The organism is Kitasatospora sp. NPDC054768, from assembly GCF_053612025.1.
Genome location: NZ_JBSHBN010000074.1, coordinates 25,453 through 42,313 on the forward strand (window position 1 = coordinate 25,453; position 16,861 = coordinate 42,313).

Consider the following 16,861-nt stretch of genomic DNA (forward strand, 5'->3'; position numbering starts at 1 on the left):
CAGGCGGTGGTACCGCGGGTGGAGACAACCCTGAGGCCGTCTCAGGGTCGGCGTACCCAAGAAGGTCAACCCGATCTGGCCCCACAGGGCGATGACGGCGGCGCCGCGGCGGCCTCTAATGGACGGGCAAGGCCAATCACACGTGTTCGCGGAGGAGTTGAGGACGCCATGACCAACGAGAAGGCGGCGGGGGACGATCTGGACGGCGGTGCGCCGTACCGCTCCCGGCGACGCGTCCTGATGCGCGCCGGGGTGCCGGTGGCGGTGGTCGCGGTGATCGCCGCAGGGGTGGGGCTGGTCCCGGCGCTGGCCGCCGACGGCGCGCCCGACCTGCCGACGCTGACGTCGGAGCAGCTGGTCGCCAAGGTGCTCGGGTCGGAGGCCCAGACGCTGTCCGGGACGGTGTCGATCAGCACCGACCTCGGGGTGCCCGGCCAGCTGCTCGGCGCGGCCGGCGGCCTCGGCGGGGCGGTCGGCGGGCACGGCGGTGACGGCCGGGGCTCCGCCGCGGACCCGCAGTCCAAGCTGCTCGGCCTGCTCGGCGGGGACCAGACGCTGCGGGTCGCGGTGGACGGCCCGGACCGCCAGCGGGTGGACGTGCTGGAGAACATGGCCGGCTACACCCTGGTCCGCAACGGCGACCAGGCCTGGGCCTGGGACAGCTCGTCCAACTCCGCGGTGCACATGACCGGGCGGGCGGCCGCCGCCGAGCAGCACGGCAAGGCGCCGCTGTCCGAGCTGCCGACCACCCCGCAGGAGGCCGCCAGGCAGTTCCTGACCGGGAGCGCCGGCACCACCTCGGTGACCGTCGCCGGGACGGCCAAGGTGGCCGGGCAGAACGCCTACGAGTTGAGCGTGAAGCCCACCCAGTCCGGCTCGACGCTGGCCGAGGTCCGGATCGCGGTGGCCGCCGACAACGGGGTGCCGCTGGCGGTGGCGGTGAAGTCCGTCGACGGCAGCACCGTGCTGAACGTCCGCTTCACCCAGGTGTCCTTCGCCAAGCCGGCCGACAAGACCTTCGACTTCTCCGCCCCCAAGGGCGCCAAGGTGACGGAGCAGAAGGCCGGGGACGTGGCCAAGGGCGCGCCGGGCGACGCCCGGGAGCACCGGGGCACCGGGGCGCCCGAGGGCGTCGACGTGATCGGCGAGGGCTGGACGACGGTCGTCTCCACTCGGCTGCCCGACGCGGTGGACGGGGCGCCGAAGGGCGACGCCAAGGGCGGCAAGCACGGCGGCCGCGGGAACGGGGCGGCGCAGTCGCTGAACCCGCAGGCGATGGTGAAGTCGCTCGGCAAGCCGGTCGCCGGCGGCACCCTGGTGAGCACCAAGGTGCTCAACGTCCTGCTCACCGACGACGGCCGGGTCCTGGCCGGCGCGGTGACCCTGCCGGTCCTCCAGCACGCCGCCGGGGTGAACTGACGGATGACCAAGGCTCCCGTAACGGGGGACGTTACGGAGTCGGCCGGGGGTACGGGCGCGGTGCCGCGTCCGGCCCCCGCGCCCGTCCGATCCGCTTCCCCCGCCTCCTCCCCCGTCTCCGCCGCCTCCCCGGCCGCTCCGGCCTCGCGTGAGGCCGCCGACGACGTCATCCGGACCCGCGGCCTGACCAAGCGCTTCCGCGGCGGCCAGCTCGCCGTGGACGGCCTGGACCTGGCCGTGCCGCGCGGCTCCGTCTTCGGCTTCCTGGGCCCCAACGGCTCCGGCAAGACCACCACCATCCGGATGCTGATGGGCCTGATCGCCCCCACCTCGGGCGCGGCCAGCGTCCTCGGCGAGCCGATGCCGCAGTCCGTCGCCACCGTGCTGCCCCGGGTGGGCGCGCTGATCGAGGGCCCGGCCCTGTACGGCTTCCTCTCCGGCCGGGACAATCTGGTGCGCTTCGACGCCGCCGACCCGACCGCCGACCCGCGCACCCGCCGGCAGCGGGTCGAGGCGGCGCTGGAGCGGGTCGGCCTGGGCGCCGCGGCGGGCAAGAAGGCCCGCGCGTACTCGCTGGGCATGAAGCAGCGCCTGGGCCTGGCCTCCGCGCTGCTGCAGCCGCGCGAACTGCTGGTGCTGGACGAGCCGACCAACGGGCTGGACCCGCAGGGCATGCGGGAGATCCGGACGCTGGTCCGGGAGGTCGCGGCGGAGGGCACCACGGTGTTCCTCTCCTCGCACCTGCTGGACGAGATCGAGCAGGTCTGCACCCACGCCGCGGTGATGTCCCGGGGCCGGCTGGTGGTGCAGGGCACCGTCGCCGAGCTGGCCGCCCGGGCGCAGGGCCGGCTGGTGGTCCGGACCCCGGACGTGGCGCGGGCCGCGGAGGTGCTGGCGGCCCACCGGGTCACCGCCCTGGTGCCGGGCGAGGACCGGGTGGACGGCGAGCCGGGCGTCCTGGGCGAGGAGGCGCTGCCCAGGCTGTGCGCGGCGCTGGTCGAGGCCGGGGTGCGGGTGCACGGCTTCGGGCTGGAGCGGGGCACGTTGGAGGACGCCTTCGTGGCGCTGACCGGGGAGGGCTTCGATGTCGCGGGCTGAGGCGCTGTCGCGGGCCGGGGCGCCGCCGATCGGCACCGGCCGCCGGCCGCAGACCGCGGCCGGGTTCCTGGCGCTGTTCCGCAGCGAGCTGCACCTGACCTTCCGCCGGATGCGCACCACGGTGCTGCTGGGCATCCTGGCGGCACTGCCGGTCCTGATCGGGGTGGTGGTCAAGCTCAACACGGACAGTCCGCACGAGGGCGGCGGCGGTCCGAGCTTCATCGCGCAGACCACGCAGAACGGGCTCTTCCTGGTCTTCACCGCGCTCGCGGTGGCGCTGCCGGTCTTCCTGCCGATGACGGTCGGCGTGGTCGCCGGGGACTCGGTGGCGGGCGAGGCGGCCGCCGGGACGCTGCGCTACCTGCTGGTCGCCCCGGCGGGGCGGACCAGGCTGCTGGCCGCCAAGTTCACCGCCGGGCTGGTGTTCTGCGCGGCCGCCACGGCGACGGTCGCGGTGACGGCGCTGGCCGCGGGCGCCGCGCTCTTCCCGCTCGGCCGGGTCACGCTGCTCTCCGGGGACACCATCGGCCTCGGCGACGCGCTGCTGCGCGCGCTGCTGGTGGCCCTGGTGGTCGCGGCCTCGCTGGCCGGGCTGGTGGCGATCGGGCTGTTCGTCTCCACCCTCACCGGCAGCGGCATCGCGGCGATGGCCGCCACCGTCGGGCTGGTGGTCACCGTCCAGATCCTGGACGTCTTCCCGCAGCTGCACGCCGTCAGCCCGTTCCTGTTCTCCCACTACTGGCTGAGCTTCGCGGACCTGCTGCGGGCGCCGATGTACTGGGACGGCGTGCTGAAGGACCTCGGCCTCCAGGCCGCCTACGTCGCCGTGTTCGGCTCGGCGGCCTGGTCCCGCTTCACCAGCCGGGACATCAGCGTGTGACGGCCGCCTCGGCGGGTGCGGGCTGCGGCCGTGCCGCGGCCCGCACCGCGCGGTCGGCCCGCACCTGGCGCAGCGCGTCCCAGGTCAGCAGCGCGAGCGCGGCCCAGACCAGGCCGAAGCCGGCCCAGCGGGCGGGCGGCATGGACTCGTGGAACACCGCGACGCCGATCAGGAACTGGAACACCGGCGCCAGGTACTGCAGCAGCCCGAGCACGGTCAGCGGCACCCGGACGGCGGCCGCGCCGAAGAGCAGCAGCGGGATCGCGGTGATCACCCCGCTGAGCATCAGCAGCCCGGAGTGCCCCCAGCCGTACGAGCCGGCCACCGTGTGCCCGAAGGTGCCGCGCCCGCTGACCTCCAGGTAGACCAGGTAGCCGAGGGCGAACGGGAACATGAAGGCGCTCTCGGCGGCCAGGCTCTCCAGCCCGCTCAGCCCGACCTGCTTCTTCAGCAGGCCGTAGGTCGCGAAGGAGAGCGCCAGGGTGAGCGCGATCCAGGGCAGCTGCCCGTACGCGACGGCCAGCACCGCGACGGCGGCGGCGCCGATGCCCACCGCCGTCCACTGCGCGGTGCGCAGCCGCTCCTTGAGCACCAGGACGCCGAAGCCGATGGTGACCAGGGGGTTGATGAAGTAGCCGAGGCTGGTCTCGACCACGTGCCCGGCGTTGACGGCCCAGATGTAGACGCCCCAGTTGACCGAGATCACGGCGGCCGCGCCGGCCAGCATGGCGAGCCGGCGGGGCTGGCGCAGCAGCGGGCGTATCCAGCCCCAGTGCCGCTGGGCGATCAGCAGCAGGACGACCGCGACCAGGGACCAGACCATCCGGTTGGCCAGGATGTCGTCGGCGGCACCCGGTTCCAGCAGCGGCCAGAACAGCGGGAAGAGCCCCCAGATGCCGTAGGCGGCGACGCCGGACCAGAGGCCCCGGCCGTAGTCCTGCTGGTCTGTTCCCGCCATGGCCGAGTGCCTTCCCGCGCGCGTGTGTCGAGGCGACGGTAGCGGGCGGGAGGGCAGGCTGTCATCTCCGTTTCCGGATTTTGGTCATGACATTGCTTGCGGGCCGGACGGCGCCGCCGCTCCGGGCCCGGAGCGCCGCGCCTCAGGAGTTCAGGGCCGCGCGGACGGACTCGGCCAGCGGGACGGTCGGACGGCCGATCAGCCGGGCCAGGTCGCCCGGAGTGCCGGCCAGCTCGCCGCGCGCGATGCCCGCGTCCACGTCCACCAGGGCCTCGGCGAAGCCCTGCGGCAGGCCCGCGCCGACCAGCGCGTCCAGGTGCTCGGCCGGGGTGACGTCCCGGTGCCCGACCGGCCGGCCGGAGGCCTTCGCCAGCTCGGCGGCCAGCTCGGGCAGGCTCCAGGCGGCGTCGCCGCTCAGCTCGTACACCTCGCCCCGGTGCCCCTCGCCGACCAGGACGGCGACCGCCGCGGCCGCGTAGTCCGCGCGCGGGGCGGTGGCGACCCGGCCCTGCCCGGCACTGCCGAGCACCACGCCGCGCGCCACCGCGCCGGCCGCGTCGCCCAGGTAGTTCTCGGTGTACCAGCCGTTGCGCAGGAAGGCGTGCGGCAGGCCGGAGGCGAGGATCAGCTCCTCGGTCGCCTTGTGCTCGTCGGCCAGCCGGAAGGTGGCCGCCCCCGGGATGCTGGTGTAGGCGAGCAGCGCGACGCCGGCGGCCTTGGCGGCCTCCACCACGGCCCGGTGCTGCGGGATCCGGCGGCCGACCTCGCTGCCCGAGATCAGCAGCACCCGGTCGCCCTCGGCGAAGGCGCCTGCCAGGGTCTCCGGCTTGTCGTAGTCGACCACCCGGACGGTCACGCCGCGGGCGGCCAGGTCGGCGGCCTTCTCGGCGGAGCGGACGGCGACGGCCACCTCGCTCGCGGGGACCTCGGCCAGCAGGCCCTCGACGACGAGACGGCCGAGCTGGCCGGTGGCACCGGTGACGACGTACATGGCGTGCTCCTCAGGGGTTGCTACGGGGTTCTGGCCTCGAAACTCACCCTAGGGGTGGCACTAACCTTTCGAAAGTACGCACTTCAAAGTAGGGTACTGACATGAAGGTAAGCGAGCTGAAGGCCGGCGGGCTGCCCCCCGCCGACGTCTTCGACCGGATGTGCCCGTCCCGGGGCGTGCTGGAGCACGTCACCAGCCGCTGGGGCGTGCTGGTGCTCGGTGCGCTGAACGAGCGCGGCTACCGGTTCAGCGAACTGCGCCGCAAGGTCACCGGGGTCAGCGAGAAGATGCTCGCCCAGACCCTCCAGACGCTGGAGCGGGACGGCTTCGTGCTGCGCGAGGCGCACCCGGTGATCCCGCCCCGGGTCGACTACAGCCTCACCCCGCTGGGGCGGGAGGCGGCGGAGCTGGTCGCGGCGCTGGCGCACTGGTCGGAGCGGCGGGTACCGGAGGTCGAGACGGCCCGCCAGGAGTACGACGGGCGGGCTACCGCCCCGCGATGAGGGCGTCGAGCCCGTCCAGGACCCGGGCCAGACCGAAGGCGTAGGCGTGGTCCGGGCTGTACGCGCCGCCGTGCGCCGCACCGGCCGCGGCACCCACCCGGGCGGCGACCGGATAGCGCTCGGGGTCGAAGACCCGGGCGAGCAGCCCGGCGTTGGCCGCCCACCACTGCGCGTCGGTCATCGCGCTGTCCTGCCGGGCGGCGCGCTCGTCGGCGGCCATCCGGGCACAGGTCTGGACGAAGCCGAGCAGGTGGGTCAGCGCGGCGTCCAGGTCGACGTCGGAGAGCCCGGTGCCCTCGAAGGCACGCAGCTCGTACTCGTACTTGGCCATCAGGCCGGGCCCCAGCGGCGGACGGCTGGTGGAGACGGCGGCGACCCACGGGTGGGCGCGGTGCAGCGCCCGGTTGTCGTCCGCGACGGCGGTGACCCGGGAGCGCCAGCCCTCGTCGGCGGGGGTGCTGCGGGGCATCGTGGCGTAGACGGTGTCCAGCATCAGGTCGAGCAGCTCGGCCTTGCCGGGCACGTAGGTGTAGAGCGCCATCGGGGAGAGCCCCAGCTCCTGCGCGACCCGGCGCATGGTGACGGCGTCCGCTCCTTCGGCGTCGGCGAGGGCGATCGCGGTGGTGGCGATCTCACCGGTCGAGCGCGCCTGCCGGGGCCCGCGCCGGCCGGGCTTCTCCTCGGCGGTGAGCCCCCAGAGCAGAGCGAGGGTGCGTGCCGGGTCTCCTGCGCTGCTGCGGTCGCTCGCCATGGGGCCATCGTTTCACGCACCGGCAGGGGCCTTGACGGCGTGGGCGGCTACCGTCTCAGCATGACCAGCCCGACCAACCCTCCCGGCTCGACCGGCCTGCCCGGCGCGACCGGTCCGACCCGCGCGTCCGGCGCGTCCGGCCCCGAGCCGCTTCCCGGGACGGACACCGCGCAGACCCTCCGCCCGCGGGTGACCTGCCGCCGCTGCCACCGGCCGCTGCACGACCCCGAGTCGCGGATGCTGCGGCTGGGACCGGAGTGCCGGGACCCGGCGGAGCGGGTCGCGCGGTTCGACGTCGACCAGGAACCGCTGCCGGGGATGGGTTAGGGCCGGCCCCGGCCTCAGACCTGGCCTCAGACCTGGCCTCAGATCTGGCGCCTCAGCCCCGGCCGAAGAGGCGGCGCAGGCGGCCGGGGCGGGGCTCCTCCCCGGCGGCCCGCTCGGCCTCCGACCGCTCCGCCGCCTCCGGGTGCTCCCCGGTCCCCGGGTGCTCCGCCGCCTCGGCCTGGTCCGCCGCCTCCGGTGCGGCCTCCGCCCCCGCGTCGGCGGCGTCCTCCTGCTCCATCAGGTGCCGGGCGAGCGCGCGGTCCTCGTCGGACGTCCAGGGCGCGGCGAGCACCAGCGCGGACAGCGAGCGGAGGATCGTCACCGCCCGGGTGCGGCGGGCCCGGGCGCCGTGGTGCAGCCGCTGCTGGAGCAGGGCGGCGACGTCGGCCCGGGTCTGCGGCTGGGTCCAGCCGATCGCGACCAGCGCGAAGCCGGCCGCCTCGACCACCCAGTCCTCCGGCCCGAGCAGCAGGTCGCGCAGCACCCGGCGGCGCTCGGAGCCGGCCCAGGGCTGGTCGGTTCGGTGGTGGGCGATGCCGAGGCAGGCGAAGACCTGGACGGCCCGCACCCAGAGTTCGGGCTGGTGGGCGAGCAGGGCGCGGCCGAGTTCGTCCTCGCGCGGCACGGGCGGGTGGACCAGGACGCCGAGCAGGTCGTCCAGTGGCAGTCCGGCCAGCCGGACGGCGTGGTCGTAGGCGGCGGGGACGGTCGGCCAGAAGATCTCGGCGGTGGCGCGGACGAGTTCGGCGCTGCGCGGCGCGGGCGGGGCGACGGCCGGGCGCGGGTCGGTGCCGTCCCAGGCCCAGATCCGGGTGGTGGGTTCGGTCAGCGGCAGCCGGGGGTCGGGCTCGCCGACGGCCCGGTAGCCGACGGTGGAGCGCGGCAGCGCGAGCCGGACGGCCAGCACCGAGCTGGGCGGCTCCACGGTGGAGGTCGTGCAGTCGATCTCGGTGTCGCGGCCGGTGTCGGGGGCGGCGAGCACCTGGTGCAGCACGTTGACGGTGGCCTCGGTGGCGCCGGAGACCAGGCCGAGCCAGGGCTCCCGGTGGCTCAGCCGTTCCAGCAGTTCCTGGGCGTACTCGTGCTCGGGGTGGGAGCGGTGGTGGTCGGCCAGGCCGAGCAGGTGGGCCGGGTCGCCGTCGAGGGCGTGGCGCAGCCCGTACCGGGCCGGGCCCGCCTTGGGGTGGTCGGGCTCGGCGGCGAGCACCCGGTCGAGCCAGGGCAGGCCTTCGGCGGGGCGCCCGAGGGCGCCGTACAGCTCGGCGACGTCGACGGCGAGGTAGCTGCTGGAGTCGTCGCGGTCCGGCGCGACCCGGGCCAGCTCGGCCTCCCAGACGGCGAGCGCCCGTTCCGGCCGGCCGGCCGAGCGCAGGGCGTTGCCGAGCATCACGGCGGTCAGGTAGCCGGGGGCCAACCGGTGGGCCCGATCGGCGAGTTCGACGGCGCGGTCGGTGTCGCCGAGCCGGCGGGTCAGGCCGGAGACCATCGCCAGCAGCGGCACGTGGTCCTCGTGCCGGGCCAGGACGGCCCGCACGAAGTCGTGGAACGGCCGTACGGCTTCGGCCGGTTCGGCCGGGAGCGGGTCGGGCAGCGCGCCGGTGGCGCGGGCCACCGCCTGGGCGACGGCGTCCGGGTCGACCAGGCCGGGCAGGTCCTCGCGGGCGAGCCAGGCGGCGTGCGCCCAGGGGCGGGCCGGCTCGTGCTGGACGGCGGAGGCGAGCAGGCCGACGGCGGTGTCCCAGTCCCCGGCGGCGGCCTCCACGTGGGCCCGGCAGGCCACCGTGCCGAGATACACCTGGCCGTCCAGCGGGAACAGCGCGCGGGCCGCGGCCGGTCCGCCCGCCGCCGCGCACAACTCGGCCAGTGCCTCGTGCAGTTCGGGCAGCTGGGGGTCGGCGAGGATCGCGTCGCCGAGGTGGTCGGCGGCGTGGGCCAGGTCGCCGGAGTCGATCGCCAGCCGGGCGAGGGCGACCTCGCCCTCGGCGGCCAGGCGCCCGTCGCCCGTGTCGTCGGTGTGCCCGCTCATTCGCCCCTGCTCCCCGTTCCCCCGGTGGTGCCGTCCCGCTCGGAAGGAGGCTATCCGGTGCGACCGACAGCCCGGTGGGCCCCCGCCGACGGGCGGCGTCCAGCGACCGGACCGGATACGACCCGTACGAGTGGTTTAGACCTCTGATGGCCATATTTGACGTTTTCCGACCGTGAGGATGACGAAGGCTCTTCGCACGCGAAATGCCAGTCCCGCCACCGGAATCGAGGAGATCGATGAAGCTCTCGCGCACCCTGTCCCTGGCGGCCTCCGCCGCCGTGCTGAGCACCCTCGCCGTCGCCGGCCAGACCGCCCCGGCCTCCGCCGCCGGGTCCTTCGTGGTCAGCGAGGCCCAGTTCAACAAGATGTTCCCGAACCGGAACTCCTTCTACAGCTACCAGGGCCTCACCGACGCCCTGGGCGCCTTCCCCGGGTTCACCACCACCGGCGACACCGCCACCCGCAAGCGCGAAGCGGCCGCCTTCCTGGCCAACGTCAGCCACGAGACCGGCGGCCTGCGGTACGTCGTCGAACAGAACACCGCCAACTACCCGCACTACTGCGACAGTTCGCAGTCGTACGGCTGTCCGGCCGGGCAGTCCGCGTACTACGGGCGCGGGCCGCTCCAGCTGAGCTGGAACTTCAACTACAAGGCGGCCGGCGACGCCCTGCACATCGACCTGCTGCACGACCCGTACCAGGTCGAGAAGAACCCGGCGACGTCCTGGAAGACCGCCCTCTGGTTCTGGAACACCCAGAGCGGCGCCGGGCGGATGACCGCGCACGACGCCGTCGTCAACAACAAGGGCTTCGGCGAGACCATCCGCACCATCAACGGCGCGCTGGAGTGCGACGGCAAGAACCCGGACCAGCGCAACGATCGGATCAACCTCTACAAGCAGTTCGTCGGCGTGCTGGGCACCGACGCCGGCGGCGGCAACATCTCCTGCTGACGGGCGCTTCGGCCACTCGGTGCGCGGTGTCCCAACCCCACCCCGGGCCACGTCCACCAGACCCGGCTCATCGTCACCTGGGGCGGGAACGTGGGCGTCACGTGGAGCCCCGAGCTGACCGCCTGACGCCTCCGGGCCGTCGCGGGGGGGGGGGTGGGGCGGGGCCGGACGCCCGGCCGGTGGGGGGGGGCCCCCCTCCGGGCCGTCGCGGAGCGGGAAGTCGGCCGGGCCGACTTCCCGCTCCTTGTCGCTGCCGCCCCCGCCGGACGCGGGCGGGCGACGGCCGGCGGCCGCACCGCTGGACGCGCCGGTCGCGACCCTGTCAGCGCGGCACCGGGGTGGCGCCGGTCGCGGCCAGCGAGAGTTCCCAGAGGCGGGCCGCCCCGTCCGGGTCGAGGGCGTACGGGCGGACGCCACCGTCGTCCATCGGGGTGTCCGGGCCGCTGACGCGGGCCACCTCGCAGTCCTCCAGGTAGAGCCCGCCGCGGCCGTCGAGCAGTGGGGAGGTGGCCGCCCACAGGCCGGTGGCCGCGCCCTGGGAAGGGGACTTGAAGTCCGCGCCGATCACGTTTCCCCGGTCGTCCACCCAGCCGCGCTCGACCTGCTCCCGCCAGGTCATCTCCCGCTGGAGCCCGGTGATGATCTTCCCGGGGTGGAGCGCGAACGCCCGGACGCCGTCGCCCCTGCCGAGCGCGTCGAGGTGCACGGCGAACAGGGCGTTGGCGGTCTTGGACTGGCCGTACGCCAGCCACTTGTCGTAGCCGGTGCGGAAGTGCGGGTCGTGCCGACGGATGTCGGTCAGGGCGTGCCCGGCGGAGCTGTTGACGACGACGCGCGCGCCGTCCGGGGCGGCGGCCAGCAGCGGGTACAGCTCGCAGACGAGGAGGAAGTGCCCCAGGTGGTTGGTGGCGAACTGCCCCTCCCAGCCCGGCCCCACGCGCCGCTCGGGGGTGGCCATGACGCCGGCGACGGCCAGCAGCAGGTCGAGGCGGTCCGTGGCCTCGCGGATCAGCCCGGCGGCGGCACGGACGCTCACGGGGTCGGCGAGGTCCATGGGGACGACCCGGCCGCCGGTTCCGGCGAGGGCGGCACGGGCGACGTCCGGGCGGCGGGCCGGGACGATCACGGTGGCCCCGGCGCCGGTCAGCGCCCGGGTGGTCTCCAGGCCGAGGCCGGAGTAGCCGCCGGTCACGACGGCGGTGCGGCCGGAGAGGTCGAGGCCCGCCAGGACGTCCTCGGCGGTGCTGGCGGCGGAGAAGGGCGAACCGGTCGGCTGCTGGTCGACGACGGCCTTGTTGGTGGTGGTCATGGAGACGACGGTAGGAAGTGGAGCGCGGTCTAGATCAAGCCCCGCGGGCCTCGCCGCTCCTATGCTCTGACGCCATGACGGAACTCAGCATCGGCGAAGTGGCCGAGCGCACCGGGCTCAGCGTGCACGCCCTGCGCTTCTACGAGCGCGAGGGCCTGTTGGTCGGCCCGGTGCGGCGCACGGCGGGCGGACGCCGGCGGTACGCCGTGCTCGACGTGCAGTGGCTGGAGATCTGCATCAGGCTGCGCGAGTCCGGCATGCCGCTCGCCGACCTCCGCCGCTTCGCCGACCTGGTGCGGCAGGGCCCGGGCAACGAGGCCGAACGGCTGCGGCTGCTGGACGCCCACCGGCAACGGGTCGACGAGCGGATCCGGGAGCTGGAGGAGTGCCGCTCGCTGATCGCCTGGAAGACCGCCGTCTACGCCGACCACCTGGCGCGCGGCGAGGCCGCCGGGCTCTGGGACCCGACGGCGGGCTCGCCGGCGGCTCCCGGTCAGTCGTCCTCGCTCTCGTCGAGGTCGTAGGGCGGGACGGTCCAGCGCAGGACCGTGCCGCCGGCGCCGTCGGCTTCGAGGGTGACCGGGAAGACCTGGCCGCAGTCCCGCCCACCGTGGTGCCGGACGGCATGGTCGCCCGGGTCCCAGTCGATCCCGAGCACCTGGCAGCCGCCGACCTCGATCGCGCCCACGTGCAGCGGGTGGTGCAGGCCGGCCCGCCGGAAGCGGAGGTAGTCGACGTGCTTCTCCACCATGGTGGCCACTCCCCTGCCGCGCAGGCCGCCCTGCCAGGTGCCGATCTCGACCTCCCGCGCGACCGCCTCCGCGACCGGGAGGTCGAGCCGCCCGTACGGCCCGTCCTCCCCGCCGTGCGGGGAGAGCCGCTCGCCGCCGAACCGCTCGTGCGCGTCCTTCCCGTACCGGCCCCAGAAGGAGAGGTCGGCGAGTCCGTCGGCCGGTTCGTGCTCCAGCCCCGTCCACGCGTCCAGCCCCACGGCGTCGCCGACCGCCGTACCGCCCCGGTCGACCGGCAGGTCCCCGAGCAGCACCGGGCTGTCCACCCCCTCGGGCCAGGGCAGGCCGAGGGCGATCTCCAGCGTCGCGATCGTCGGCTCCTCGTCGAACACCGACGGCGCGGTGGTGGCCCGCACCGCCAGCGGCCGGTCGGCGGCGGCCGGAACGGCGACCGCCTCGTACTCCCACTCCTGGAGGTGCCCGCCACCCGCCTCCGCCGCAGCCGCGGCGCGCACCGACAGCGGCTCCCCCACCCTCGGCCACTCGTCGATCCAGCTGGCCATCGCCAGCACCACCACCCCGGAGGGCGCCGTGACAAATCCCAGGTCAACGAAGGTTTCGGACATCCGCCGATTATCTCCGGGCAGGACGTCGCCCCCGTCCCACAGCGTGGCCCGGTGAATCTCGACGATCTCGCCCGGCAGCGGCAGTTCGACGGCAGAATAACGCCTCCCATGGCGGAATACCTGGCCCGCCAGGGGCAGTTGGAGCTGTTGATCGAGACCCCCCGGGACCGCGGTGAGTGGTTCTGCGCCGAGGTGGCGGTCAGTGAGCTGTGCGCGGTGGGGGCGTTCGAACGGGCCCTGACGGTCCTGGAGCTGCTCGCCCAGGGCGCCGAACGGGCCCTGGGCGGCATGGCGGACTGCCGGTGCTCCGCGGCCGGGGGTCAGGGCGAGTGCCGGCACCAGCCGTCGGAGGTGCTGGCGCTGTTCGGTCGGGTCCTGGAGCGCATGGGCCGGGCGGACGAGGCGATCCGGCTGCTGGGCCCGGTCCTGCCCGTCGTCCCGCGCATCGCCTGGCGGTACGCGGACCTCCTCGCCGGCCAGGGCCGGATCGACCGGCTCCGCGAGCTGGCCACCGGCGAGCACGTGGAACCCGCCCCGTACGAGCACGCCCCGAGATCCTGAGCAGGCACGGCCACTACGCCGAGGCCGTCGCCGCCGTCCCCACGGTGTCCGCCCAGCGCGAGGCCCGGGATCGGCGCTGAGACAGGAGGCCGCCGACCGACCTGGATATTTCAGTGAGAGAAATATCCAGGTGGACGGAGGCGTTCCGGCAGGAGTAGGCGCGGGAGGTCCGCGCGAGGCTGGAAGGAGTGCGGCGCCGTGCGCGTGGAGATCTGGAGCGACATCAACTGCCCGTGGTGCTACATCGGCAAGGCCCGGTTCGAGCAGGCGCTGACGGCGTTCCCGCACCGCGAGGAGGTGGAGGTCGTCCACCGCTCCTTCGAGCTGGACCCGCGGGCGCCGCACGAGGCCCGGCCGGTGCTGCCGCTGCTCGCCGCCAAGTACGGGATGAGCCTGGAGCAGGCCGAGGCGGCGGAGGCCCGGATCGCGGAGAACGCGCACGCCGAGGGACTGCCGTACCTGCGCGAGGGGCGCGACGCGGCGAACTCCTTCGACATGCACCGTCTGCTGCACTTCGCCGAGGAGCACGGCCGGCAGGGGCAGCTGCTGGACGCGCTGTACCGGGCGAACTTCGCCGAGGAGCGGTCGGCCTTCGAGGCGGGCCGGCTGGTCGAGCTGGCGGTCGACGCGGGGCTGGACGGCGAGGCGGCCGCGGCGGTCCTGGCCGACCCGGAGGCGTACGCGGAGGCGGTGCGCGAGGACGAGGCCACGGCGAGCGCCATGGGGGCGACGGGCGTGCCGTTCTTCGTCCTGGACCGGCGGCTGGGTGTCTCGGGCGCTCAGCCCGCGGAGACGTTCGGCCGGGCGCTGGAGCAGGCCTGGGAGAGCCGGGTCGCCCTGCCGCTGACGCCGCTCGTGCCCAAGGACTGAGCAGCCGAGGAGCAGGAAGTCGGCCCGGCCGACTTCCTGCTCCAGGAACGGTCCTGCCGGTCGGGCGGAGGCGGCGAAAAGCAGTGGGACGGGCGCCGTCCACCCTGGAGTGGCTCGCGCAGCCCGGCATCCCCTGGGCCACCCGCGAGGAGAAGCGGCGCATCACCGTCTGGCTCGCCGACCGGACGGGGGACCGCTCGGGCCGCTGACGACGAGGCCCGGACGGTCCGCCCGATCACTACGCCGATGCCGCCCCGCGCCCACGCCCGGGACCGGGACCATGCCCGGGACCGATCTGACGAAGCACTACCGGCGGTCGAGGGACCTCAGGAACTCCGGCCGCAGCCGCCAAGGACTGCCGTCCTCCGTCTCGACCTGGTACACGGGCCCGACGTGGCCACCGTCGCGGTCATCGGCCTCGACGGCGCATTCGAGGACCACGCCCCGGGTGCCGAGGATCTCGCCGCCCAGGTGGCCGAGTTCGGGGCGAGGCGGGTCCGGGGTGGTCAGCGCCACCCGCTCACCGCGGGCGAACGTGGCCTCGTCGGGCCAGGGAGTCGTCATACCACCAGGTTATGGGCCTCGCCCCGCCGTCCCGGACCCGACGATGCGGCCGGGCTTCGGGGAACTACTCCCGCACGAACCCGTGGCTCCGCTCCACCTTCGCCACGTGCAGCGTGTAGCGCTCGTACCACTCGGCCCGCCCGCGCTTCTGCGCCGCGCGGTGCTCGGCGTTGGTCCGCCACTCCGTGAGGGCGTCGGCGTCACGGAAGTACCCGACGGTGATGGACAGCCCGCCGGGAGTCTGCGCGTGGTCCATCCCCAGGTACCCCGGGATGTCCCTCACCAGGTCTTCCATGCGGTCGTTGGTCTCGCTGTAGCCGGCCCGGTCCTGGGTCGGCACCGCGGTGAAGACCGCCGCGTAGTAGGGAGTTTCAAAGGCCTCGACGGGCACGGCAGGCGCATTCGCATCATTGCTCACGGCGTCACCGTAGAGCGGGACCCGCCCGGCGTACCAGCGTCTTTGCCGAACGGGATCCACAAGGGATCCAGATCTTTGCCAAGCCGCCCGGGCCCCTCCGACGAGGAACACCGGGGCGCACGCCGGCCGGTGCGGTCCTCGTCGTAGAAGAACTGGCGGAGGTCCTCGACCGAGCCCGGGCCGAAGAGGAAGGCCTCGAACCCGTTGACCGCGCGGAGCGGTGGCGGTCCGTCAGCGGAGAGCCGCCGCAGCCAGGCCTCGCCCTGCTCCCCCACCGCGTGGACCGCGGAGAGCAGTTCGGCCATCCCCGCCGGGCGGGGTGGGACCGCTCCGGTGACGGGAACGAGGTCCCAGCCGCCCGCCCGGGCGGCGAGCCGGAGCACACCCGCCCAGGTGGCGATCCGGCAGAGCCTGTTGCGCAACGGCAGTTCGACGGAAGGGTCCAGGTATCCGAGTCCGACGGTCGCGGCGGCGAGGTCGTCCATCACCTGCCGTTCGAGGGCGGTGCGGGTCCAGCGGCCCTCCTGGGCATCCTCGACGGCGGCGTGCCACCACTCCCAGGCGCTGTCGAGACGCGCCGTGAACTCGTCCACCCGGCCGGGTCGCAACCCGGTCGGCGACGGAGATCCGGGCGTGCCGCTCCGCGGTCGGTGGAGGTAGAACAGTTCCGGGTCGCCCTCGTCGAGGCCGTGGAGAAGGCCGACCTGCCGCCACCCGGCCCGTTGCAGCAGTCGCCGCATCGGATGATTGGAGACGTTGGTCGAGGTGAACAGCTTCGGGGTCTCGCAGGAGGCCGCCACGGCGTCCAGCAGCCGACGGCCGACGCCGGTGCCACGAGCGGACGGTCCGACCATCAGCATCGTGACGAAGCCCTGCTCGAAGAACGTGTACTCGACGACGCAGTAGCCGAGCGGGCCGGCCGCGCCTTCCGCCACGAACAGCGGGCTGATCGGGCCCTGTCGGCACCACCTGCGGATGCTCGCCGCCCGGTCCTCGTCGCCTTCGAGCGCGACCGAGTCGATACCGACCAACGCGTCCGCGTCGGCCTCCCTGCCGCGCCGCACCACGAACTCGCCCAGGTCCACTGCGTCCATGGGGACATGCTGCCAGTCCGGGCCGATGCCACCGCCTACCGCGGGCCGGGGACGGCGTCGGCGCGGGGGTGGGGGGCTCCTGTTCGTCGGGCTTTGCAAGGTTGCGCGCGGAGGTCGCCGGCGCTCGCCGTGACCGGCGTCGAAGAGGAGGGTGAGGAGGTTGAAGAGCGTGGAGGCGGGCGCCGTGCACGGCCCTCTCGACCATCATCTTGGATGGACCGAAGCGGGCGGTTCACCTTGGCGACCCGGACGACGTGGCGGCCTACCACCAGAAGTTTCATGAATTCCGGGATCTCGCGCTACCCGCTGTCGACACCAGCCAGCCCCGGCGTGAAAGCTCTCGCGACTCCTGGGGGCTGCCTCAACACATTCTCTACGAGCTCCAGCACTGAAAGGCATCCAATGTCCGACCTGGCCTGGCAGAAGTCGTCCTTCAGCGACGTCGATGGCGGCAGCACCTGCGTTGAGCTGGCCACCGGAGGACACGACATCCGCCACCTCCGCGAATCCGATGACCCCTCCGTCATCCTCACCACCACAGCCACCAAGCTCCGGGCCTTCCTCCTCGGCGCCCAGGCCGGCGAGTTCGACCACCTCATCTGAAGCTCCCCGCCCGCTCGCCGCTCCGGCGAGCGGGCGGTCTTCACTCCGAGGGCTTGTTCCGAGGCGTCCGTCCGGCCGGGAAATGCGAAGAACCCCCATCCGGATCCCGGATGGGGGTTCTTCTGAAGAATTGTTCGGCGGCGTCCTACTCTCCCACAGGGTCCCCCCTGCAGTACCAT

20 protein-coding genes are annotated in these 16,861 nt (G+C 74.2%); 11 read left to right on the plus strand and 9 right to left on the minus strand.

Annotation, left to right across the window (positions count from 1 at the left end):
• Window positions 1-168 precede the first annotated feature (168 nt).
• From ACWGKU_RS22115 to ACWGKU_RS22125, 3 genes are read left to right on the plus strand one after another with little or no spacing between them, the layout of a single operon-like run.
• Window positions 169-1,419, plus strand: coding sequence for a LolA family protein (locus ACWGKU_RS22115; protein ID WP_452179608.1), 1,251 nt, complete (start codon window positions 169-171; stop codon window positions 1,417-1,419).
• 3 nt (window positions 1,420-1,422) lie between these two features.
• Window positions 1,423-2,517: an ABC transporter ATP-binding protein gene (locus ACWGKU_RS22120; protein ID WP_452179609.1), complete on the plus strand. Its 1,095-nt coding sequence runs from the start codon at window positions 1,423-1,425 to the stop codon at window positions 2,515-2,517.
• A complete protein-coding gene (locus ACWGKU_RS22125; RefSeq protein WP_401045901.1) occupies window positions 2,504-3,397 on the plus strand; it encodes an ABC transporter permease in 894 nt (297 codons plus the stop codon). Before ACWGKU_RS22120 ends, ACWGKU_RS22125 begins: the two co-directional genes overlap by 14 nt.
• On the opposite strand, the gene rarD is transcribed toward ACWGKU_RS22125, so the two are convergent.
• Window positions 3,387-4,355 (minus strand): EamA family transporter RarD, encoded by a 969-nt coding sequence (gene rarD / locus ACWGKU_RS22130; RefSeq protein WP_387692705.1) that lies wholly within the window; start codon window positions 4,353-4,355, stop codon window positions 3,387-3,389. The two genes, ACWGKU_RS22125 and rarD, sit on opposite strands and share 11 nt — an antisense overlap.
• A gap of 142 nt (window positions 4,356-4,497) precedes the next feature.
• Window positions 4,498-5,346 carry an SDR family oxidoreductase gene (locus ACWGKU_RS22135; protein ID WP_452179610.1) on the minus strand — a complete coding sequence of 283 codons (849 nt, stop codon included), beginning with the start codon at window positions 5,344-5,346 and terminating at the stop codon, window positions 4,498-4,500.
• Between the two features lie 101 nt (window positions 5,347-5,447).
• On the opposite strand from ACWGKU_RS22135, the gene ACWGKU_RS22140 reads away from it, so the two are divergent.
• Window positions 5,448-5,849: a winged helix-turn-helix transcriptional regulator gene (locus ACWGKU_RS22140; protein ID WP_359899842.1), complete on the plus strand. Its 402-nt coding sequence runs from the start codon at window positions 5,448-5,450 to the stop codon at window positions 5,847-5,849.
• Here the strand turns inward: ACWGKU_RS22140 and ACWGKU_RS22145 are convergent.
• Entirely contained in the window at window positions 5,833-6,600 is a 768-nt protein-coding gene (locus ACWGKU_RS22145; protein WP_401045907.1) for a TetR/AcrR family transcriptional regulator, read from the minus strand. The two genes, ACWGKU_RS22140 and ACWGKU_RS22145, sit on opposite strands and share 17 nt — an antisense overlap.
• A 60-nt stretch (window positions 6,601-6,660) precedes the next feature.
• Here ACWGKU_RS22145 and ACWGKU_RS22150 point away from each other — a divergent pair, with 60 nt between their 5' ends.
• Entirely contained in the window at window positions 6,661-6,927 is a 267-nt protein-coding gene (locus ACWGKU_RS22150; RefSeq protein WP_452179611.1) for a DUF6011 domain-containing protein, read from the plus strand.
• 52 nt (window positions 6,928-6,979) lie between these two features.
• Here ACWGKU_RS22150 and ACWGKU_RS22155 read toward each other — a convergent pair whose 3' ends face one another.
• Window positions 6,980-8,953: a tetratricopeptide repeat protein gene (locus ACWGKU_RS22155; RefSeq protein WP_452179612.1), complete on the minus strand. Its 1,974-nt coding sequence runs from the start codon at window positions 8,951-8,953 to the stop codon at window positions 6,980-6,982.
• Window positions 8,954-9,189: 236 nt separating this feature from the next.
• Here ACWGKU_RS22155 and ACWGKU_RS22160 point away from each other — a divergent pair, with 236 nt between their 5' ends.
• Window positions 9,190-9,906 (plus strand): chitinase, encoded by a 717-nt coding sequence (locus ACWGKU_RS22160; RefSeq protein ID WP_452179613.1) that lies wholly within the window; start codon window positions 9,190-9,192, stop codon window positions 9,904-9,906.
• Window positions 9,907-10,228: 322 nt separating this feature from the next.
• Here the strand turns inward: ACWGKU_RS22160 and ACWGKU_RS22165 are convergent, their stop codons facing one another.
• Window positions 10,229-11,215 (minus strand): SDR family NAD(P)-dependent oxidoreductase, encoded by a 987-nt coding sequence (locus tag ACWGKU_RS22165; protein ID WP_452179614.1) that lies wholly within the window; start codon window positions 11,213-11,215, stop codon window positions 10,229-10,231.
• 74 nt (window positions 11,216-11,289) lie between these two features.
• Here ACWGKU_RS22165 and ACWGKU_RS22170 point away from each other — a divergent pair, with 74 nt between their 5' ends.
• Window positions 11,290-11,739 carry a MerR family transcriptional regulator gene (locus ACWGKU_RS22170; RefSeq protein ID WP_452179615.1) on the plus strand — a complete coding sequence of 150 codons (450 nt, stop codon included), beginning with the start codon at window positions 11,290-11,292 and terminating at the stop codon, window positions 11,737-11,739.
• On the opposite strand, the gene ACWGKU_RS22175 is transcribed toward ACWGKU_RS22170, so the two are convergent.
• A complete protein-coding gene (locus tag ACWGKU_RS22175; protein WP_452179616.1) occupies window positions 11,709-12,572 on the minus strand; it encodes a hypothetical protein in 864 nt (287 codons plus the stop codon). The genes ACWGKU_RS22170 and ACWGKU_RS22175 overlap by 31 nt on opposite strands.
• A gap of 51 nt (window positions 12,573-12,623) precedes the next feature.
• On the opposite strand from ACWGKU_RS22175, the gene ACWGKU_RS22180 reads away from it, so the two are divergent.
• The 3 genes from ACWGKU_RS22180 to ACWGKU_RS22190 all read left to right on the plus strand — a co-directional run bounded on the left by ACWGKU_RS22180 (window position 12,624) and on the right by ACWGKU_RS22190 (window position 14,212).
• Window positions 12,624-13,133 carry a hypothetical protein gene (locus tag ACWGKU_RS22180; protein ID WP_452179617.1) on the plus strand — a complete coding sequence of 170 codons (510 nt, stop codon included), beginning with the start codon at window positions 12,624-12,626 and terminating at the stop codon, window positions 13,131-13,133.
• Between the two features lie 198 nt (window positions 13,134-13,331).
• The gene (locus ACWGKU_RS22185; protein WP_452179618.1) at window positions 13,332-14,003 is read left to right on the plus strand and encodes a DsbA family oxidoreductase; all 672 of its coding nucleotides are present in this window, start codon (window positions 13,332-13,334) and stop codon (window positions 14,001-14,003) included.
• An 83-nt stretch (window positions 14,004-14,086) separates the two neighbouring features.
• Window positions 14,087-14,212 (plus strand): hypothetical protein, encoded by a 126-nt coding sequence (locus ACWGKU_RS22190; protein ID WP_452179619.1) that lies wholly within the window; start codon window positions 14,087-14,089, stop codon window positions 14,210-14,212.
• Window positions 14,213-14,309: 97 nt separating this feature from the next.
• On the opposite strand, the gene ACWGKU_RS22195 is transcribed toward ACWGKU_RS22190, so the two are convergent.
• From ACWGKU_RS22195 to ACWGKU_RS22205, 3 genes are all read right to left on the minus strand, one after another.
• Entirely contained in the window at window positions 14,310-14,567 is a 258-nt protein-coding gene (locus ACWGKU_RS22195; RefSeq protein WP_380539172.1) for a hypothetical protein, read from the minus strand.
• Between the two features lie 64 nt (window positions 14,568-14,631).
• Window positions 14,632-14,985: an antibiotic biosynthesis monooxygenase family protein gene (locus tag ACWGKU_RS22200; RefSeq protein WP_452179620.1), complete on the minus strand. Its 354-nt coding sequence runs from the start codon at window positions 14,983-14,985 to the stop codon at window positions 14,632-14,634.
• On the minus strand, window positions 14,982-16,079 hold the full coding sequence (locus ACWGKU_RS22205) for an N-acetyltransferase family protein (protein WP_452179621.1): 1,098 nt from the start codon (window positions 16,077-16,079) through the stop codon (window positions 14,982-14,984). Before ACWGKU_RS22205 ends, ACWGKU_RS22200 begins: the two co-directional genes overlap by 4 nt.
• Window positions 16,080-16,481: 402 nt before the next feature.
• On the opposite strand from ACWGKU_RS22205, the gene ACWGKU_RS22210 reads away from it, so the two are divergent.
• Entirely contained in the window at window positions 16,482-16,682 is a 201-nt protein-coding gene (locus ACWGKU_RS22210; RefSeq protein WP_452179622.1) for a DUF397 domain-containing protein, read from the plus strand.
• The last annotated feature ends 179 nt before the right edge of the window (window positions 16,683-16,861 follow it).